The organism is Bacillus sp. BACIII, from assembly GCF_057836745.1.
Map to the genome: position 1 here is coordinate 630,059 of NZ_CM174437.1, position 14,346 is coordinate 644,404.

The following is a 14,346-nucleotide window of genomic DNA, read 5'->3' on the forward strand; positions in this document are numbered from 1 at the left end:
AGGAGGTTTTTGACATGGCGATTGAACAAATGGCTATGCCTCAGCTCGGAGAGAGCGTGACGGAAGGGACGATCAGCAAATGGCTGGTATCCCCGGGTGATCAAGTGAATAAATATGACCCCATCGCGGAGGTCATGACAGATAAAGTGAATGCGGAGGTGCCGTCTTCTTTTACCGGTACGATTACAGAACTAGTAGGGGAAGAAGGGCAGACTCTTGCAGTAGGCGAGATCATCTGCAAAATTGAAACAGAAGAAACGGCAGCCGAAGAGGCGCCGAAGCGGGAAGAAGTGCAAAATACCCCTGCAGACACCGATTCAAACCGTGCAGGTAAAGATCAGTCAAATAAAGCGCGATATTCGCCGGCTGTGCTCAGATTAGCGGGAGAACACGGCATTCAGCTTGAAGAAGTTGAAGGAACGGGTGCAGGCGGAAGAATTACGCGAAAAGACATTCAAAAGATCATTGATTCGGGAATGCAGCAGAAGACGGAAGCATCGGCACCGGCTGCCGTCCAAACAACACAACAAGCACCCAAACAGCAGCAAAAACAAGCGCCGGCACCAGCTCTGTCAGCCGGTGATATTGAAATTCCGGTTACAGGCGTCAGAAAAGCCATCGCAGCCAATATGCATAAAAGCAAAACAGAAATTCCGCATGCCTGGACGATGATGGAAGTCGACGTCACGAACATGACGGCGTACAGAAACAGCATGAAAGACTCGTTTAAACAAAAAGAAGGCTTCAATTTAACATTCTTCGCTTTCTTTGTTAAAGCGGCGGCGCAGGCTCTTAAAGAGTTCCCGCAAATGAACAGCATGTGGGCGGGGGACAAAATCGTCCAAAAGAAAGACATCAACATCTCCATTGCCGTTGCCACAGAAGATTCGCTGTTTGTTCCGGTTATTAAGCATGCTGATGAAAAAACGATTAAAGGCATAGCCAGAGAAATAACGGATCTTGCGAAAAAAGTGAGAGACGGAAGACTTGCCGCTGATGATATGCAGGGCGGCACCTTTACCGTCAATAACACGGGATCTTTCGGCTCGGTTCAGTCTATGGGCATTATCAATCATCCGCAGGCAGCCATTCTTCAGGTAGAATCAATCGTCAAACGTCCGGTTGTCATGAATAACGGGATGATTGCCGTGCGTGATATGGTTAATCTTTGCCTGTCTTTAGATCACAGAGTGCTTGACGGGCTCGTATGCGGCCGTTTCCTCGGACGCGTCAAAGAGATCTTAGAAAACATTGACGAAAATACTTCAGTCTATTAAAAAAAACTCCTTTTGCCCTGGCGGCAAAGGGAGTTTTTTCAGTTTCATTCTGAATCTTCGGGAACGAGCATAGTGAGATGATGTTTTTTCACTTCGATCGTGCAAGGCGCCTTTCCATATACCTCGCCGTCCGTATCCGCGTCCATCTCACGTCCGGTTTCGATTTCAATCCTGGAAGCCTGAATATACGAAAGCTCTCCTTTAAAATCATCAAATGAACCCTGCTCCATCGTCATCAGCTCCCGCAAAGCAGCAAGGCTTGTGCTGCGGCAGATTAACACATCGGCTAACCCGTCCTGAAGGCTGGCATCAGGCAGGGGTACTCTGTTTGTCCCGATAAAATGCCCGTTCATGACAAGCACCATAACGGCTTCGTCTTCTTTCACCTCACCGTCGATCGTCAATCTGACGGGAAAAGGGTTCGCGCTTGTCATCGTCCTTAAGGCGCTCGTGAAATAGCTGATTTTCCCGAGCAATGCTTTTTCTTTTTCATTAATATGGCTCGATGCTTCAGTGATCAGCCCGATCCCCCAGAAGTTCAAAAAATAGCCGTCATCCGATTTACAGACGTCTATCATTCGTTTATGCCCGGCTGCGAGCGCTTCAGCGGCTTTTTGAAGATTTTGCGGGATGCCGAGCGCCCGTGAAAAATCGTTGCACGTTCCCCCCGGCAAAATGCCGACAGCGGGTCTGTGATCAAGCTTGCTGATGCTGTTGATGCATTGATGCACCGTGCCGTCTCCGCCTAAAATGTATAAATGGTCAACCGAGCTGTCGAGATTTTCACAAAACTGACTGGCATCATCCTGATGTTTGGTCGGTTTAATCAAAAGCTCGTCAGCTGACTGGGCCAAAATGGGGACGACCGTGCCGAGGGTTTTATCAATCTGTTTTTGACCGGCGTTTCCGTTATAAATTAATACTGCTTTCCGTTGGCTCATACGACTGCTCCTTTATTTCAGACAATCTCTTTAACAAGTTTCCCGTTTTTAAAAGGTCATAAACTTACATCGAAAACATAAAAGGGACAAAAATCAATCGGAGATGAGCGGTGTCATTTGCCGATAGGGCAGGTTCCTTGCTATCATAAGAGAAGATGATCAAAAAGGAGAGGTCCCAGTTGAATATGGATTTTAATTTATTTATGAATGATGTCGTGCGTCAAGCCCGTCAGGAAATTACAGCCGCCGGGTATACGGAGCTGAAAACCGCTGAGGAAGTGGACGAAGCGCTTTCGAAAAAAGGAACGACACTTGTTATGGTCAATTCTGTCTGCGGATGCGCAGGCGGAATTGCAAGACCTGCGGCGTACCATTCCGTACATTATGATAAACGCCCGGATCAGCTTGTGACGGTTTTTGCCGGACAGGACAAAGAAGCGACAGCAAAAGCGAGAGAGTACTTTGAAGGCTACCCGCCGTCCTCTCCGTCCTTTGCGATTTTAAAAGACGGGAAAATCATGAAAATGGTGGAACGCCATGAAATTGAAGGGCATGAGCCTATGGCCGTCGTCACAAAACTGCAGGAAGCCTTTGAAGAATATTGTGAAGAAGTATAAGTAAAAAGGAAAACCCCGGAGCCGAGCGCTTGCGGGGTTTTTTTATATGGTGTTTGTATAAATATAAATATTTATGCACCGGCAATCAGCTGTCACTCATTCGAAAAACAATGACTATAATAAATAAAGAAAGGGAATTATATTTTTTGAAAATAGTATTGCATAACTAGTAAAAAGTGTTTAAAATACAGATTAACGAATAAATATTCAAGTTTAAGAGATAAGCAGATATGGGGGAAAATAATCATGAAGAAATGGCTGTTGGTATTGACTGCCGCATGTATCACCTTTGCGCTGTCCGCCTGCGGGTCAGGCAATTCAGGCTCAGAAGGCGGAAAGAACAAACTGATTATGGGTACATCGGCTGATTATAAACCGTTTGAATATAAAGACGGCGATCAGATCGTCGGATTTGACGTTGATCTGGCAAAAGCTCTGGGCAAAAAGACCGGCTATGACGTTGAGGTGCAGGACATGGACTTCAACAGTCTGATTACATCGCTGAAGTCTAAGCAGGTTGATATGATTTTATCAGGAATGACACCTACGCCGGAACGGAAAAAGCAAGTAGATTTCTCAGATATTTATTATACTGCTAACAATATGATCGTTACGAAAAAGGGCAGCAGCATTAAATCTCTGAATGATCTGAAAGGCAAAACCGTCGGTGTTCAGCTCGGCTCCATTCAAGAAGAAAAAGGCAAGAAGCTTGCTTCAAAATACGGTTTTCAGCTCGAAGACCGCAACCGCATTTCAGACTTAACGGAAGAGATTAAATCCGGACGTTTTGATGCCGCAATTATCGAAGACATCGTGGCACAGGGCTATTTCAGTTCAAATCATGATCTGCAGGGCTTTGTCTCAGCAGATGCGAAATCAGACGAATCGGGCTCCGCGATTGCGTTCCGCAAAGACAGTGATCTGACAGCGAAGTTTAATAAAGCGCTGAAAGAAATGGAGAAAAACGGAGAAATCGAAAAACTGAAGAAAAAATGGTTCACCAACGAGAAATAAAAGAAAGCTCAACTTTTCGTTGAGCTTTTTATCTTGAATATAGGTAAAGGAGATCACACGTATGAATTTGGATTTCTCAGCGACAATACCCCAAATTCCTTTTATATTGGAAGGCCTTGCCGTCACATTAAAAATTGTGCTCGTTTCAGCGGTCATCGGCCTTGTATTAGGCGTCATTCTCAGTCTGTTTAAAATCAGCACAATCAGTCCGCTGAAATGGATTGCGGATTTTTATACTTCAATTTTCCGCGGCACGCCGCTCGTGCTGCAGCTGATGATCATTTATTTCGGTATGCCGCAGCTTCTCGGGTTTCAGATCGACCAATTTTGGGCGGCGGTCACCGCCTTATCGCTCAATTCTGCCGCTTACGTCTCTGAAATTATCAGAGCGGGAATCAACGCGATTGACAAAGGACAAAAAGAGGCGGCCGTCGCTCTCGGCGTGCCGTACGGAAAAATGATGAAAGATCTGCTGCTGCCGCAGGCGTTCAAAAACATTTCTCCGGCCATTATTAACGAATTAATCACTTTGACGAAAGAATCAGCGATCGTCACGGTTATCGGTCTCGGCGATATTATGAGACGGGCCTACCAGTCCGGCGCCGCAACATACAACTATTTAGAGCCTCTTATTGTGGCGGGCTTAATCTATTACGTGCTCGTTTTGATCTTAGCATTCATCGGAAAAGGCGTAGAAAGGAAGCTGAAAGCCAATGATTAAGGTCGACAACCTTTCAAAATCATTCGGGAAACATGAAGTATTGAAAAACATTTCAACACAGATCCAAGAAGGTGAAGTCGTCGCCGTCATCGGGCCTTCCGGCTCGGGCAAATCAACGTTTCTGCGCTGCTTAAATCTGCTGGAAACCCCGAGCGGCGGAACGATTGCTATTAAAGAAAAAGAAATCACCGCCGCTAAAACGAATAAACTGAAAGTGCGGGAAAATATCGGTATGGTATTTCAGCATTTTCATCTGTTTCCTCATAAAACGGTGCTTGATAATATCACATACGCGCCGGTCAGTGTGAAGAAAGAGTCCAAAAAGGCGGCGGAAGAAAAGGCGTGCGCGCTCCTCGAAAAAGTCGGGCTGCTTGAAAAACGGAACGACTATCCGAACCGCTTGTCAGGCGGGCAGAAGCAGCGTGTCGCCATCGCGCGGGCGCTTGCTATGAATCCTGACATCATGCTGTTTGATGAACCGACCTCAGCCCTTGACCCGGAAATGGTCAAAGAAGTCCTTGAGGTAATGAAAGAGCTCGCGCAGACGGGCATGACGATGGTGATCGTCACGCACGAAATGGGGTTTGCCAAGGAAGTCGCAGACCGCGTATTATTCATGGATGAAGGCACAATAGTGGAAGACGGGCCGCCGGAAGAATTTTTTCTTTCTCCGAAGTCAAAAAGAGCACAGGACTTTTTAGAAAAAATATTATAAAATATAACTGTAAGAAAAGAAGAAGAATGCTCTTCTTCTTTTTTTTGAGAACGAAACAAACAGAATGGAGCAAGCAATGTTTAAAATCGGTTACCGCACACTAAAGACCGCACTTGGAACGGCGCTGGCCATTTATTTAGCCCAGCTGTTGCATCTGCAAAACTTCGCATCCGCAGGAATCATCACCATATTGTGCATCCAAATTACGCAAAAGCGGTCGCTTCAGGCCTCGTGGGCCCGATTTGCCGCCTGTTTATTGGCGATCGTCTTTTCATATGTCTTTTTCGGACTGATCGGCTATTATCCGTTTGTGATCGGAATATTGCTCGTGCTGTTCATTCCGACTACAGTCGTTTTAAAAATAAACGAGGGGATCGTCACCAGCTCAGTTATCATTCTTCATTTATATATGTCCGGCGGCATTACGCCGGCGTTTATCTGGAATGAGTTCCAGCTGATCACCGTAGGTATCGGCGTCGCGCTGTTAATGAATCTGTATATGCCGAGCCTCGACAGAAAACTTGCGGCGTACCGGAAAAAAATCGAGGACAACTTTGCCGTCATCTTCGCCGAAATCGAACGGTATTTGTTAACAGGTGAGCAAGATTGGACGGGGAAAGAAATACCGGAGACGCATCAGATGATTCAAGAGGCGAAAAACCTCGCGTACCGTGACGTGCAGAATCATATTTTGCGCCATGAAAATCTCTACTATCATTATTTTAAAATGAGACAGAAACAATTTGAAATTATCGAAAGGCTGCTGCCGAAGATTACCTCTGTTTCAATAACGGTGGAGCAGGGAAAAATGATTGCCCATTTTATCCATGAATTAAGGGAAGCCATTCATCCCGGCAATACCGCCCATAAATTTTTAAAAAGACTGGCGGAAATGAGAACGGAATTTGAAGAAATGCCGCTCCCGGCAACACGCGAGGAATTTGAAGCGCGGGCGGCTTTATTCCACCTGCTCGGTGAGATGGAACAATATCTCGTGATTAAAAGTTATTTCAAAGGCATCAAGCTGTAAAAAACATATGAATCATCGCATGAGTCCTCCTTTCATTGGTCATTCTAATGAAAAAAGGAGGGGAGCCCATGCGATTTTTTTTATTGTCAGCAATCCTGCTGCTGTCTCCGCTTTGGCCGCTTGGCGCGAATCCTTTGCCGGGTGACCCTTACATTATCGTCAATAAAACCACAAATGCGCTTGCGGTTGTGAAGGATAATCGAATAGAAGGCATTTATCAGGTGGCGACGGGAAAAACAGATGATCTGACGCCTGAAGGAGAATTTACGGTAACGGTCAAGGCTGTAAATCCGTATTACCGGAAGAAAAATGTAGAGGGAGGCGCGCCGGAAAATCCGCTCGGCGTCCGCTGGATCGGTTTTGATGCGAAAGGAACCGACGGCAGGATATACGGCATTCACGGGACAAACAGAGAAGAGCTGATCGGAGGGTTTGTATCAAATGGCTGCATCCGCATGAAAAACCGGGATGTCATCCATATTTTTCGGATTATCCCTCCCGGAACGAAAGTATTGATTACAAAAGAAAACCGCTCATTTGAGGACATTGCAAAAGAGCGGAAAGCCCTCATAAAAAAGCAGGAAACCCCCGTGCAATGAGGCGCCCGCTTTTTTACCGCAAATACATCATAATGCCTGAGAGGACTGTTGACAGTATAAATACGCCTAAAATGACGATGACAGCGCTTTTCATGAATTTCTGAGACATCGTTTCACTCCTTAAGATTACTGTCTATCATTTTAACGTGTTTTGCTTGTATGAACAAGCCATATCCTATGACAGAAAGCAGGTGGCCGCGCAATGAAAAAACTTGATCATATTGGTATTGCCGTCAGCTCTATTGATGCCGCAAGAGGATTTTATGAACGGATGCTGGGGCTTACGTATATAGGAGACGAGCTGGTAAACGGCCAAAATGTGAAAGTTGCTTTTTTAGAAGCGGGAAGCACAAAACTTGAGCTGATTGAGCCGCTGTCCGAAGCATCTCCCGTCAGCTCCTTTTTACAGAAAAGAGGCGAAGGGCTGCATCATTTGGCGTTCCGGTGCGCCGATCTTAAGGAAACGATCAAGGAGCTTGAATCAAGCCGCATGACTTTGACCAATCATGAACCGCAAAGCGGAGCGGGCGGGAAGAAGATCGCATTTCTCTCCCCGAAAGAGGCGAACGGGGTTTTGATTGAGCTTTGTGAAACAATTGAAAAAGGAGAAACTGGAAGATGAGCATGAGTGACCATATCAGACACTTAAACGAAAGACGTTCCTTTTTTACAAACGGCGGCGGTGCGGAAAGAAATGAAAAACAGCACAAAAAAGGCAAGCTGACGGCAAGAGAAAGAATTGCCTATTTATTGGATGAAGACAGTTTTTCAGAGCTTCAGCCGTTTGCCAAAAGCCGCATGCCCGAATGCCAACATGCTCCGGGAGACGGCGTCGTTACCGGATACGGCACAATTGACGGACGGCCCGTGTATTTATTTGCTCATGACTTTACCGTTCTCGGCGGGACGCTCGGTGAGACACATGCCGAAAAAATCGCTGCAGTGATGGATCTGGCGGCTAAAAATAAAACCCCGATCATCGGACTGAACGACTCAGGTGGTGCGAGAATTCAAGAGGGTGTGGTATCATTAAATGGCTACGGTCATATTTTTAGGCGGAACGTCCTTTACTCGGGAGTGATTCCGCAAATTTCTGTTATCCTCGGGCCATGTGCCGGCGGTGCTGTTTATTCACCCGCTCTGACGGATTTTGTGATTATGGCGGAACAGACGTCGCACATGTTTATTACAGGTCCTAAAGTCATTGAACAGGTGACGGGTGAACAGATTGACGCGGAAAGTTTAGGCGGTGCGGGAATACATAATGTGATAAGCGGAAATGCCCACTATTCCGCACGAACGGAAAAAGAGGCTCTTTCCGCGGTGAAAACCTTGCTTTCTTATCTCCCGCACGGCAGTCAGACGGCATTGCCCGTTAAAAAGGAAGACGCCAGACCGTTATTAAACACCCTCGTTCCCGCGGACAGTTCGAAACCTTACGATGTGTTACAGGTGATAAAAGAACTGGCGGATGACGGAACGTTTTTTGACATTCAGCCGTATTTTGCCAAAAACATTGCTGTCGGTTTTCTGAAGCTCGGACGTCGCACGGTCGGTTTTGTCGCAAACCAGCCGAAACATTTGGCGGGGAGCCTCACGATTGATGCCGCTGACAAAGCGTCGAGATTCATCCGTTTTTGCGACGCATTTCATATTCCGCTGTTAACGATCGCTGATGTTCCCGGATTTCTGCCGGGCCTTCAGCAGGAGCATGCGGGAATCATCCGTCACGGAGCAAAATTGCTGTATGCTTTTGCCGAAGCGGCGGTGCCGAAAGTGACGCTCATCATCAGAAAAGCTTACGGAGGCGCTTATGTCGCCATGAATTCGAAAGGGCTCGGAGCTGATCTTGTATTTGCCTGGCCCAATGCGGAAATTGCCGTGATGGGAGCAGAAGGCGCGGCATCGATTTTATACCGCAGAGACATACAGGCTTCTGACGATCCGGAAAAAACGAAGCGCGAAAAAAAAGCCATATATGAAAAGGAAAACGCCGGTCCGTATAAAGCGGCTGCCTGCGGTATGGTGGATGACATCATCCGGCCGGAAGACTCGAGGAAAAAATTGATACAGGCATTTGACATGCTTGCGCATAAGGAAGAGGAAAGACCGAAAAAAAAGCACGGTAATATACCGCTTTAAACGGAGGAACTGAAAATGGTAAACGAAAAACGCCTGCTTGAAGAATTTCTGGAACTTGTTCAAATTGATTCAGAAACAAAACACGAAGCGGAAATCAGCAAGGTGCTCAAACAAAAATTCACTGATTTAGGATTGAGCGTAAAAGAAGACGATACAAAAGAAGTGACGGGGCATGGAGCCGGCAACTTAATCTGTACGTTAAAGGGCACAAAAGATGCGGATACGATTTATTTCACATCGCATATGGACACTGTTGTTCCGGGAAAAGGCGTTAAGCCGATTGTGGAAGACGGCTATGTCAAAACCGACGGCACGACGATTCTAGGCGCTGATGATAAGACGGGCCTTGCCGCAATGTTTGAAGCCATTAAAGTGCTGAAAGAACAAAACATCGAGCACGGAACGATTGAGTTCATCATCACGGCCGGAGAAGAATCAGGATTAGTCGGAGCAAAAGCAATGGATCGTTCCGATATTACCGCGAAATACGGTTTTGCGCTTGATTCAGACGGAAAAGTCGGCAACATTATTGTAGCCGCACCGACACAAGCGAAAGTGAGAGCAACCATTTTCGGAGAAACGGCTCATGCGGGAGTAGAACCGGAAAAAGGCATCTCCGCGATTACAATCGCATCAAAAGCAATCTCAAAAATGCCGCTCGGCCGTATTGATGAAGAAACAACGGCTAATATCGGACGTTTTGAAGGAGGCACGCAAACCAATATCGTCTGCGATCAAGTTGATATTCTGGCAGAAGCGCGTTCGTTAGTGCCTGAAAAAATGGAAGCGCAAGTGCAGAAAATGAAGGAAGCTTTCGAATCTGCGGCAGCTGAGATGGGAGGCCGCGCAGAAGTGGACATCGCAGTCATGTATCCGGGTTTCAAATACCAGGACGGCGATCAGGTTGTGGAAGTCGCGAAAAAAGCGGCGGCAAAAATCGGCCGGCCGAGCGAACTTCAGACGAGCGGCGGCGGAAGTGACGCGAACATCATTGCCGGCCACGGCATTCCGACAGTCAACCTGTCAGTAGGTTATGAACAAATCCATACGAAAAATGAAAAAATGCCGATTGAAGAGCTCGTCAAAACGGCGGAAATGGTCGTTGCCATTATCGAAACAGCAGCCAACTAAAAACGAAGCACCCAATTCATTGGGTGCTTTTTTTCGTAAGATCCACATGAAAAAACCTGCCGGAATTCACACGGCAGGTTCAATATTATGATTTTGCGGGCTCCGCCTGAGCCGCAGCTTGTTTCTTTTTATGATGCGTCTGCTGTAAAAGCACGTTCTGCACTGTTAAAAACAGTCCGCTTGTAAACCAGTAAAGCGGAAGCGCAGCCGGTACGTTAAGTGAAAAAATGGTCATCATGACAGGGAAAATAAAGACCATGATTTTTGCTGACTGCATCGCGGCCGGATTTTGAGCGGCCGGTGAATATTTCTCGTTTAATTTTTGGGAAATATAAGCCTGTAAGAAATACATGGCGCCCGCGCACAGTGATACAAGAATATCAGAATGCCCTAAGCTGAACCACAGAAATGAGTGTGAAGCGATTTCCGGCGTTGAGCGGATGGCGTAATAAAAACCGATCAAAATCGGGAATTGCACCAGCATCGGAAGGCATCCCATTGCCATCGGATTCAGATTGTGCTCACGGTAAAGCTTCATCATTTCCATTTGCAGTTCTTTTTGTTTCTCCGCATCTTTCGTTTGTTTCATTTTAGCCTGAATGCTGTCGATCTGCGGTTTGATCACAGCCATTTTTTCCTGGAACACCCGCTGTTTCTTAAATTGGTTCACAAACAAAGGCAATACAACAATCCGGACGATAATCGTCACCAGAATAATCGACAGTCCGTACTCACCGTGGAACAGGCCCGCCACACCTTTTAAAAGTGCCGAAAACGGCTCAATCAGGTAATCGTGGAAAAACCCGATATTCCCGAGGCCTCCCGTCTGAGTCTGAGATGTCGCTGCAAAAGCCGAGCGGCCTGTACATAGTACGATAAAAAATAATCCGAATGCTATCCATTTTTGATATGTTTTAGACAATTATGTCTCCTCCTTTTTATCTTCACTTGCCGTTATAAAAGGAGGAAGGTGACATCTTCATCATCATTCGCCGGTGAATTCATGCGGATGACTTTACGTATCCAAGTTGTAATGCGATGATATATAATAATAAGAAAGTCTGTTCGGTTCAGCTGAACGACTGCTTGATGTTCATCTATTCGTTTCGTTCTCCAATGCTCGCCTGCGCGGCGCTCACGCAAAAGAAAAGCGATGCCGATCGCGGTCAGAGCGGGAAGAATAATTGTGAAAAAATCGACTAAAAATAAAAAGTCATTCATTGACTCAAGAATCATTTTATCACATCCATTCAGCTCTTATTTTACTACATATATATAAGGTTGTCTATGAAAGGAAAGGAGGCGCCGGGAGTGGCCGGAAAAGGGAGAATTATATTTCATATCGATATGAACAGTTTTTATGCTTCTGTGGAAATGGCGTATGATCCGTCTTTAAAGGGAAAACCTCTCGCCGTTGCCGGAAACGTGAAGGAACGGAGAGGAATCATCGTCACCTGCAGCTATGAAGCGAGAGCGCGGGGCGTAAAGACCACCATGCCGGTGTGGCAGGCGAAGCGCCTCTGTCCGGAACTTATCGTCGTTCCTCCGAATTTTGACCGCTACCGGAATTCGTCAAAAGAAATGTTCAGCATTCTGAGGGAGTATACGGATTTAGTCGAACCGGTTTCTATTGATGAAGGATACATGGATATTACGGACACGCCCCACGGACACAGGGCGTATGAGACAGCCGCAGACATTCAGGCAAGGCTGCAAAAAGAGCTTTTGCTTCCGTCAAGCATCGGCATCGCTCCGAATAAATTTCTCGCCAAGATGGCGTCTGATATGAAAAAACCGCTCGGCATCACCATTTTAAGAAAAAGAGAGCTGCCGTACATATTGTGGCCTCTCCCGATCGAAGAGATGCACGGTATAGGAACGAAAACTGCGGAAAAAATAAAAACGCTCGGCATCAAAACGATCGGTGATTTGGCAAAAGGAGATGAACGGGCGCTGAAAATGCTGCTCGGCATAAACGGGCCGAGGCTGAAGGATAAGGCGAACGGCATCCACCACGCAGAAGTCGATCCCGAACGGATTTATGAATTTAAAAGCGTCGGCAACTCATCCACCCTTTCGCATGATTCGGCTGACTGGGATGAATTAACCGGCGTGTTTGACCGGCTCGCGCTGTCTGTAAGCGAACGGCTTCAGCGTAAGGAGGTCATGGCCTGCCGGCTGTTCATCATGATCCGCTATGCGGATTGGAAAACGGTCACAAGAAGCATGACCCTCAGCAATCCGGCTGATCAGAAAAAAGACATCATGAATGCGGCGATGGAACTGTTTGACAAGCACTGGAACCAAAAACCGGTGAGGCTTCTCGGCATCACCGGAACGGAACTGGTCGAAAAACAGCAGGCGTATAAACAGCTTGACCTGTTTTCATTCAAGGAGGATGCAAAGGACGAGCCGATTGTTCAGATGATGAACGAGCTGAATGAAAAATACGGCCGACACATGATCCGAAAAGGCGCCGTCATGAAAAAAGAAGAAAGCAAAACAAGGGGAACGAGCTTTAACAGAGACTTTTTTCAGGATGAAAAGAAAAGGTGAATAACTTGAAAAAAGGGGTTATGTATGATAATTTCTTTAGTATAAATATCATTTTATTTTAATTTAAATTTTAAAATGGTTAAACGTTTGAAGAAGGGACGTTAGAATATGTCAAAACAACAAATCGGAGTTATCGGTCTTGCGGTAATGGGTAAAAATCTGGCTCTTAACATTGAAAGCCGGGGATTTTCTGTGTCTGTATACAACAGATCAAGCAGCAAAACGGAAGAGTTTTTAGAAGAGGCAAAAGGCAAAAATGTTGTCGGTACATACAGCATTGAGGAGTTTGTCCAGTCTCTTGAAACACCCCGCAAAATTTTATTAATGGTTAAAGCGGGAACTGCAACGGATGCGACGATTCAATCTCTTCTTCCTCATCTGGAAAAAGACGATATTTTGATTGACGGCGGAAATACATACTATAAAGATACACAGCGCCGGAACAAAGAGCTTGCCGAAAGCGGCATTCACTTTATCGGAACGGGTGTATCAGGCGGTGAAGAGGGAGCGCTTAAGGGGCCTTCTATTATGCCGGGCGGCCAAAAGGAAGCGCACGAACTCGTGAAGCCGATTTTGGAAGCCATTTCTGCTAAAGTGGACGGAGAAGCTTGTACGACATACATCGGCCCGGACGGAGCGGGGCACTATGTAAAAATGGTGCACAACGGTATCGAATACGGTGACATGCAGCTGATCTCTGAGTCATACTTCATTCTGAAACAGGTGCTCGGACTGTCTGCCGAAGAGCTTCATGAAGTATTCGCTGAGTGGAACAAAGGAGAGCTTGACAGCTATCTGATCGAAATCACGGCTGACATTTTCACTAAAAAAGATGAAGAAACGGGCAAACCGCTTGTTGATGTCATCCTTGATAAAGCAGGCCAAAAAGGAACGGGTAAATGGACAAGCCAAAGCGCTCTTGACTTAGGCGTGCCGCTTCCGATTATCACTGAATCTGTTTTTGCGCGTTTCATTTCCGCAATGAAAGAAGAGCGTGTGAAAGCAAGCAGCCTGTTGTCCGGACCTGACGTTAAGCCGGTCACTGAAAACAAAGAAGAGCTGATTGAAGCGGTCAGAAAAGCGCTCTTCATGAGTAAAATCTGTTCTTACGCACAAGGTTTCGCCCAAATGAAAGCTGCATCTGAAGAATATAACTGGGATCTGAAATACGGTGAAATCGCGATGATCTTCCGCGGCGGCTGTATCATCCGCGCGGCGTTCCTGCAAAAGATCAAAGATGCGTATGACCGTGAACCGGAGCTTGACAACCTGCTGTTAGACAGCTATTTCAAAAACATTGCAGAAAGCTACCAAGGCGCCCTTCGCCAAGTGATTTCACTTGCCGTAGCCCAAGGCGTGCCGGTACCTTCGTTCTCAAGCGCACTTGCATATTACGATAGCTACCGTACGGCAGTGCTTCCTGCAAACTTGATTCAAGCGCAGCGTGACTACTTCGGCGCGCATACGTACGAACGCACGGATAAAGAAGGCATTTTCCATACTGAATGGATGAAGTAATGAAGAAGCCCCCGCAATAACTGCGGGGGCTTTTCTGATATGTAAAAACCGCGGGCCTTATGAACAGCGCCGCGGTTTTTTAATT

15 protein-coding genes and 1 pseudogene are annotated in these 14,346 nt (G+C 46.4%); 12 read left to right on the forward strand and 4 right to left on the reverse strand.

From position 1 onward, the window contains the following. Window positions 1-14: 14 nt before the first annotated feature. On the forward strand, window positions 15-1,277 hold the full coding sequence (locus ACXN9U_RS03445; RefSeq protein ID WP_060964811.1) for a dihydrolipoamide acetyltransferase family protein: 1,263 nt from the start codon (window positions 15-17) through the stop codon (window positions 1,275-1,277). A 44-nt stretch (window positions 1,278-1,321) separates the two neighbouring features. Here ACXN9U_RS03445 and ACXN9U_RS03450 read toward each other — a convergent pair whose 3' ends face one another. Then, window positions 1,322-2,218, reverse strand: coding sequence for a YegS/Rv2252/BmrU family lipid kinase (locus tag ACXN9U_RS03450; RefSeq protein ID WP_060964812.1), 897 nt, complete (start codon window positions 2,216-2,218; stop codon window positions 1,322-1,324). Between the two features lie 179 nt (window positions 2,219-2,397). On the opposite strand from ACXN9U_RS03450, the gene brxB reads away from it, so the two are divergent. The 6 genes from brxB to ACXN9U_RS03480 all read left to right on the forward strand — a co-directional run bounded on the left by brxB (window position 2,398) and on the right by ACXN9U_RS03480 (window position 6,914). Then, window positions 2,398-2,835, forward strand: coding sequence for a bacilliredoxin BrxB (gene brxB, locus ACXN9U_RS03455; RefSeq protein WP_003153223.1), 438 nt, complete (start codon window positions 2,398-2,400; stop codon window positions 2,833-2,835). A gap of 246 nt (window positions 2,836-3,081) precedes the next feature. Next, window positions 3,082-3,849, forward strand: a complete 768-nt coding sequence (gene artP / locus ACXN9U_RS03460; RefSeq protein WP_016939035.1) for an arginine ABC transporter substrate-binding protein ArtP — start codon at window positions 3,082-3,084, stop codon at window positions 3,847-3,849. A 61-nt stretch (window positions 3,850-3,910) separates the two neighbouring features. Beyond that, window positions 3,911-4,570 carry an arginine ABC transporter permease ArtQ gene (gene artQ, locus ACXN9U_RS03465; RefSeq protein ID WP_438420190.1) on the forward strand — a complete coding sequence of 220 codons (660 nt, stop codon included), beginning with the start codon at window positions 3,911-3,913 and terminating at the stop codon, window positions 4,568-4,570. Continuing rightward, window positions 4,563-5,285 carry an arginine ABC transporter ATP-binding protein ArtM gene (artM, locus tag ACXN9U_RS03470; RefSeq protein ID WP_047475665.1) on the forward strand — a complete coding sequence of 241 codons (723 nt, stop codon included), beginning with the start codon at window positions 4,563-4,565 and terminating at the stop codon, window positions 5,283-5,285. Before artQ ends, artM begins: the two co-directional genes overlap by 8 nt. Window positions 5,286-5,361: 76 nt before the next feature. Then, the gene (locus ACXN9U_RS03475; RefSeq protein ID WP_016939038.1) at window positions 5,362-6,315 is read left to right on the forward strand and encodes an aromatic acid exporter family protein; all 954 of its coding nucleotides are present in this window, start codon (window positions 5,362-5,364) and stop codon (window positions 6,313-6,315) included. 68 nt (window positions 6,316-6,383) lie between these two features. After that, window positions 6,384-6,914 (forward strand): L,D-transpeptidase, encoded by a 531-nt coding sequence (locus ACXN9U_RS03480; RefSeq protein ID WP_047475667.1) that lies wholly within the window; start codon window positions 6,384-6,386, stop codon window positions 6,912-6,914. A gap of 13 nt (window positions 6,915-6,927) precedes the next feature. On the opposite strand, the gene prli42 is transcribed toward ACXN9U_RS03480, so the two are convergent. After that, on the reverse strand, window positions 6,928-7,023 hold the full coding sequence (gene prli42, locus ACXN9U_RS03485) for a stressosome-associated protein Prli42 (protein WP_016939040.1): 96 nt from the start codon (window positions 7,021-7,023) through the stop codon (window positions 6,928-6,930). A gap of 93 nt (window positions 7,024-7,116) precedes the next feature. On the opposite strand from prli42, the pseudogene mce reads away from it, so the two are divergent. The 3 genes and pseudogenes from mce to ACXN9U_RS03500 all read left to right on the forward strand — a co-directional run bounded on the left by mce (window position 7,117) and on the right by ACXN9U_RS03500 (window position 10,187). Next, window positions 7,117-7,546 (forward strand): annotated as a pseudogene (gene mce / locus ACXN9U_RS03490) (methylmalonyl-CoA epimerase). Then, on the forward strand, window positions 7,539-9,056 hold the full coding sequence (locus tag ACXN9U_RS03495; RefSeq protein ID WP_101605604.1) for an acyl-CoA carboxylase subunit beta: 1,518 nt from the start codon (window positions 7,539-7,541) through the stop codon (window positions 9,054-9,056). Before mce ends, ACXN9U_RS03495 begins: the two are co-directional and overlap by 8 nt. Before the next feature lie 15 nt (window positions 9,057-9,071). Further along, window positions 9,072-10,187 carry a M20/M25/M40 family metallo-hydrolase gene (locus tag ACXN9U_RS03500; protein ID WP_060964816.1) on the forward strand — a complete coding sequence of 372 codons (1,116 nt, stop codon included), beginning with the start codon at window positions 9,072-9,074 and terminating at the stop codon, window positions 10,185-10,187. Between the two features lie 85 nt (window positions 10,188-10,272). Here the strand turns inward: ACXN9U_RS03500 and ACXN9U_RS03505 are convergent, their stop codons facing one another. Then, complete coding sequence (locus tag ACXN9U_RS03505) at window positions 10,273-11,109, reverse strand: membrane protein insertase YidC (RefSeq protein WP_049626980.1); 837 nt, start codon at window positions 11,107-11,109, stop codon at window positions 10,273-10,275. A 32-nt stretch (window positions 11,110-11,141) separates the two neighbouring features. After that, entirely contained in the window at window positions 11,142-11,423 is a 282-nt protein-coding gene (locus tag ACXN9U_RS03510) for a hypothetical protein (protein WP_489202172.1), read from the reverse strand. Between the two features lie 75 nt (window positions 11,424-11,498). On the opposite strand from ACXN9U_RS03510, the gene ACXN9U_RS03515 reads away from it, so the two are divergent. Both ACXN9U_RS03515 and gndA read left to right on the forward strand, forming a co-directional pair. After that, entirely contained in the window at window positions 11,499-12,743 is a 1,245-nt protein-coding gene (locus tag ACXN9U_RS03515; protein ID WP_489202173.1) for a DNA polymerase IV, read from the forward strand. Between the two features lie 108 nt (window positions 12,744-12,851). Beyond that, on the forward strand, window positions 12,852-14,261 hold the full coding sequence (gene gndA / locus ACXN9U_RS03520; RefSeq protein ID WP_007408395.1) for an NADP-dependent phosphogluconate dehydrogenase: 1,410 nt from the start codon (window positions 12,852-12,854) through the stop codon (window positions 14,259-14,261). The last annotated feature ends 85 nt before the right edge of the window (window positions 14,262-14,346 follow it).

What these genes read in the sequence shown, in the direction of transcription:
- ACXN9U_RS03445 (WP_060964811.1), top strand. Translation starts at nt 15, where the DNA reads ATGGCGATTGAACAAATGGCTATGCCTCAGCTCGGAGAGAGCGTGACG.
- ACXN9U_RS03450 (WP_060964812.1), bottom strand. Translation starts at nt 2,218, where the DNA reads ATGAGCCAACGGAAAGCAGTATTAATTTATAACGGAAACGCCGGTCAA.
- artP (WP_016939035.1), top strand. Translation starts at nt 3,082, where the DNA reads ATGAAGAAATGGCTGTTGGTATTGACTGCCGCATGTATCACCTTTGCG.
- artQ (WP_438420190.1), top strand. Translation starts at nt 3,911, where the DNA reads ATGAATTTGGATTTCTCAGCGACAATACCCCAAATTCCTTTTATATTG.
- artM (WP_047475665.1), top strand. Translation starts at nt 4,563, where the DNA reads ATGATTAAGGTCGACAACCTTTCAAAATCATTCGGGAAACATGAAGTA.
- ACXN9U_RS03475 (WP_016939038.1), top strand. Translation starts at nt 5,362, where the DNA reads ATGTTTAAAATCGGTTACCGCACACTAAAGACCGCACTTGGAACGGCG.
- ACXN9U_RS03480 (WP_047475667.1), top strand. Translation starts at nt 6,384, where the DNA reads ATGCGATTTTTTTTATTGTCAGCAATCCTGCTGCTGTCTCCGCTTTGG.
- prli42 (WP_016939040.1), bottom strand. Translation starts at nt 7,023, where the DNA reads ATGTCTCAGAAATTCATGAAAAGCGCTGTCATCGTCATTTTAGGCGTA.
- ACXN9U_RS03495 (WP_101605604.1), top strand. Translation starts at nt 7,539, where the DNA reads ATGAGTGACCATATCAGACACTTAAACGAAAGACGTTCCTTTTTTACA.
- ACXN9U_RS03500 (WP_060964816.1), top strand. Translation starts at nt 9,072, where the DNA reads ATGGTAAACGAAAAACGCCTGCTTGAAGAATTTCTGGAACTTGTTCAA.
- ACXN9U_RS03510 (WP_489202172.1), bottom strand. Translation starts at nt 11,423, where the DNA reads ATGATTCTTGAGTCAATGAATGACTTTTTATTTTTAGTCGATTTTTTC.
- gndA (WP_007408395.1), top strand. Translation starts at nt 12,852, where the DNA reads ATGTCAAAACAACAAATCGGAGTTATCGGTCTTGCGGTAATGGGTAAA.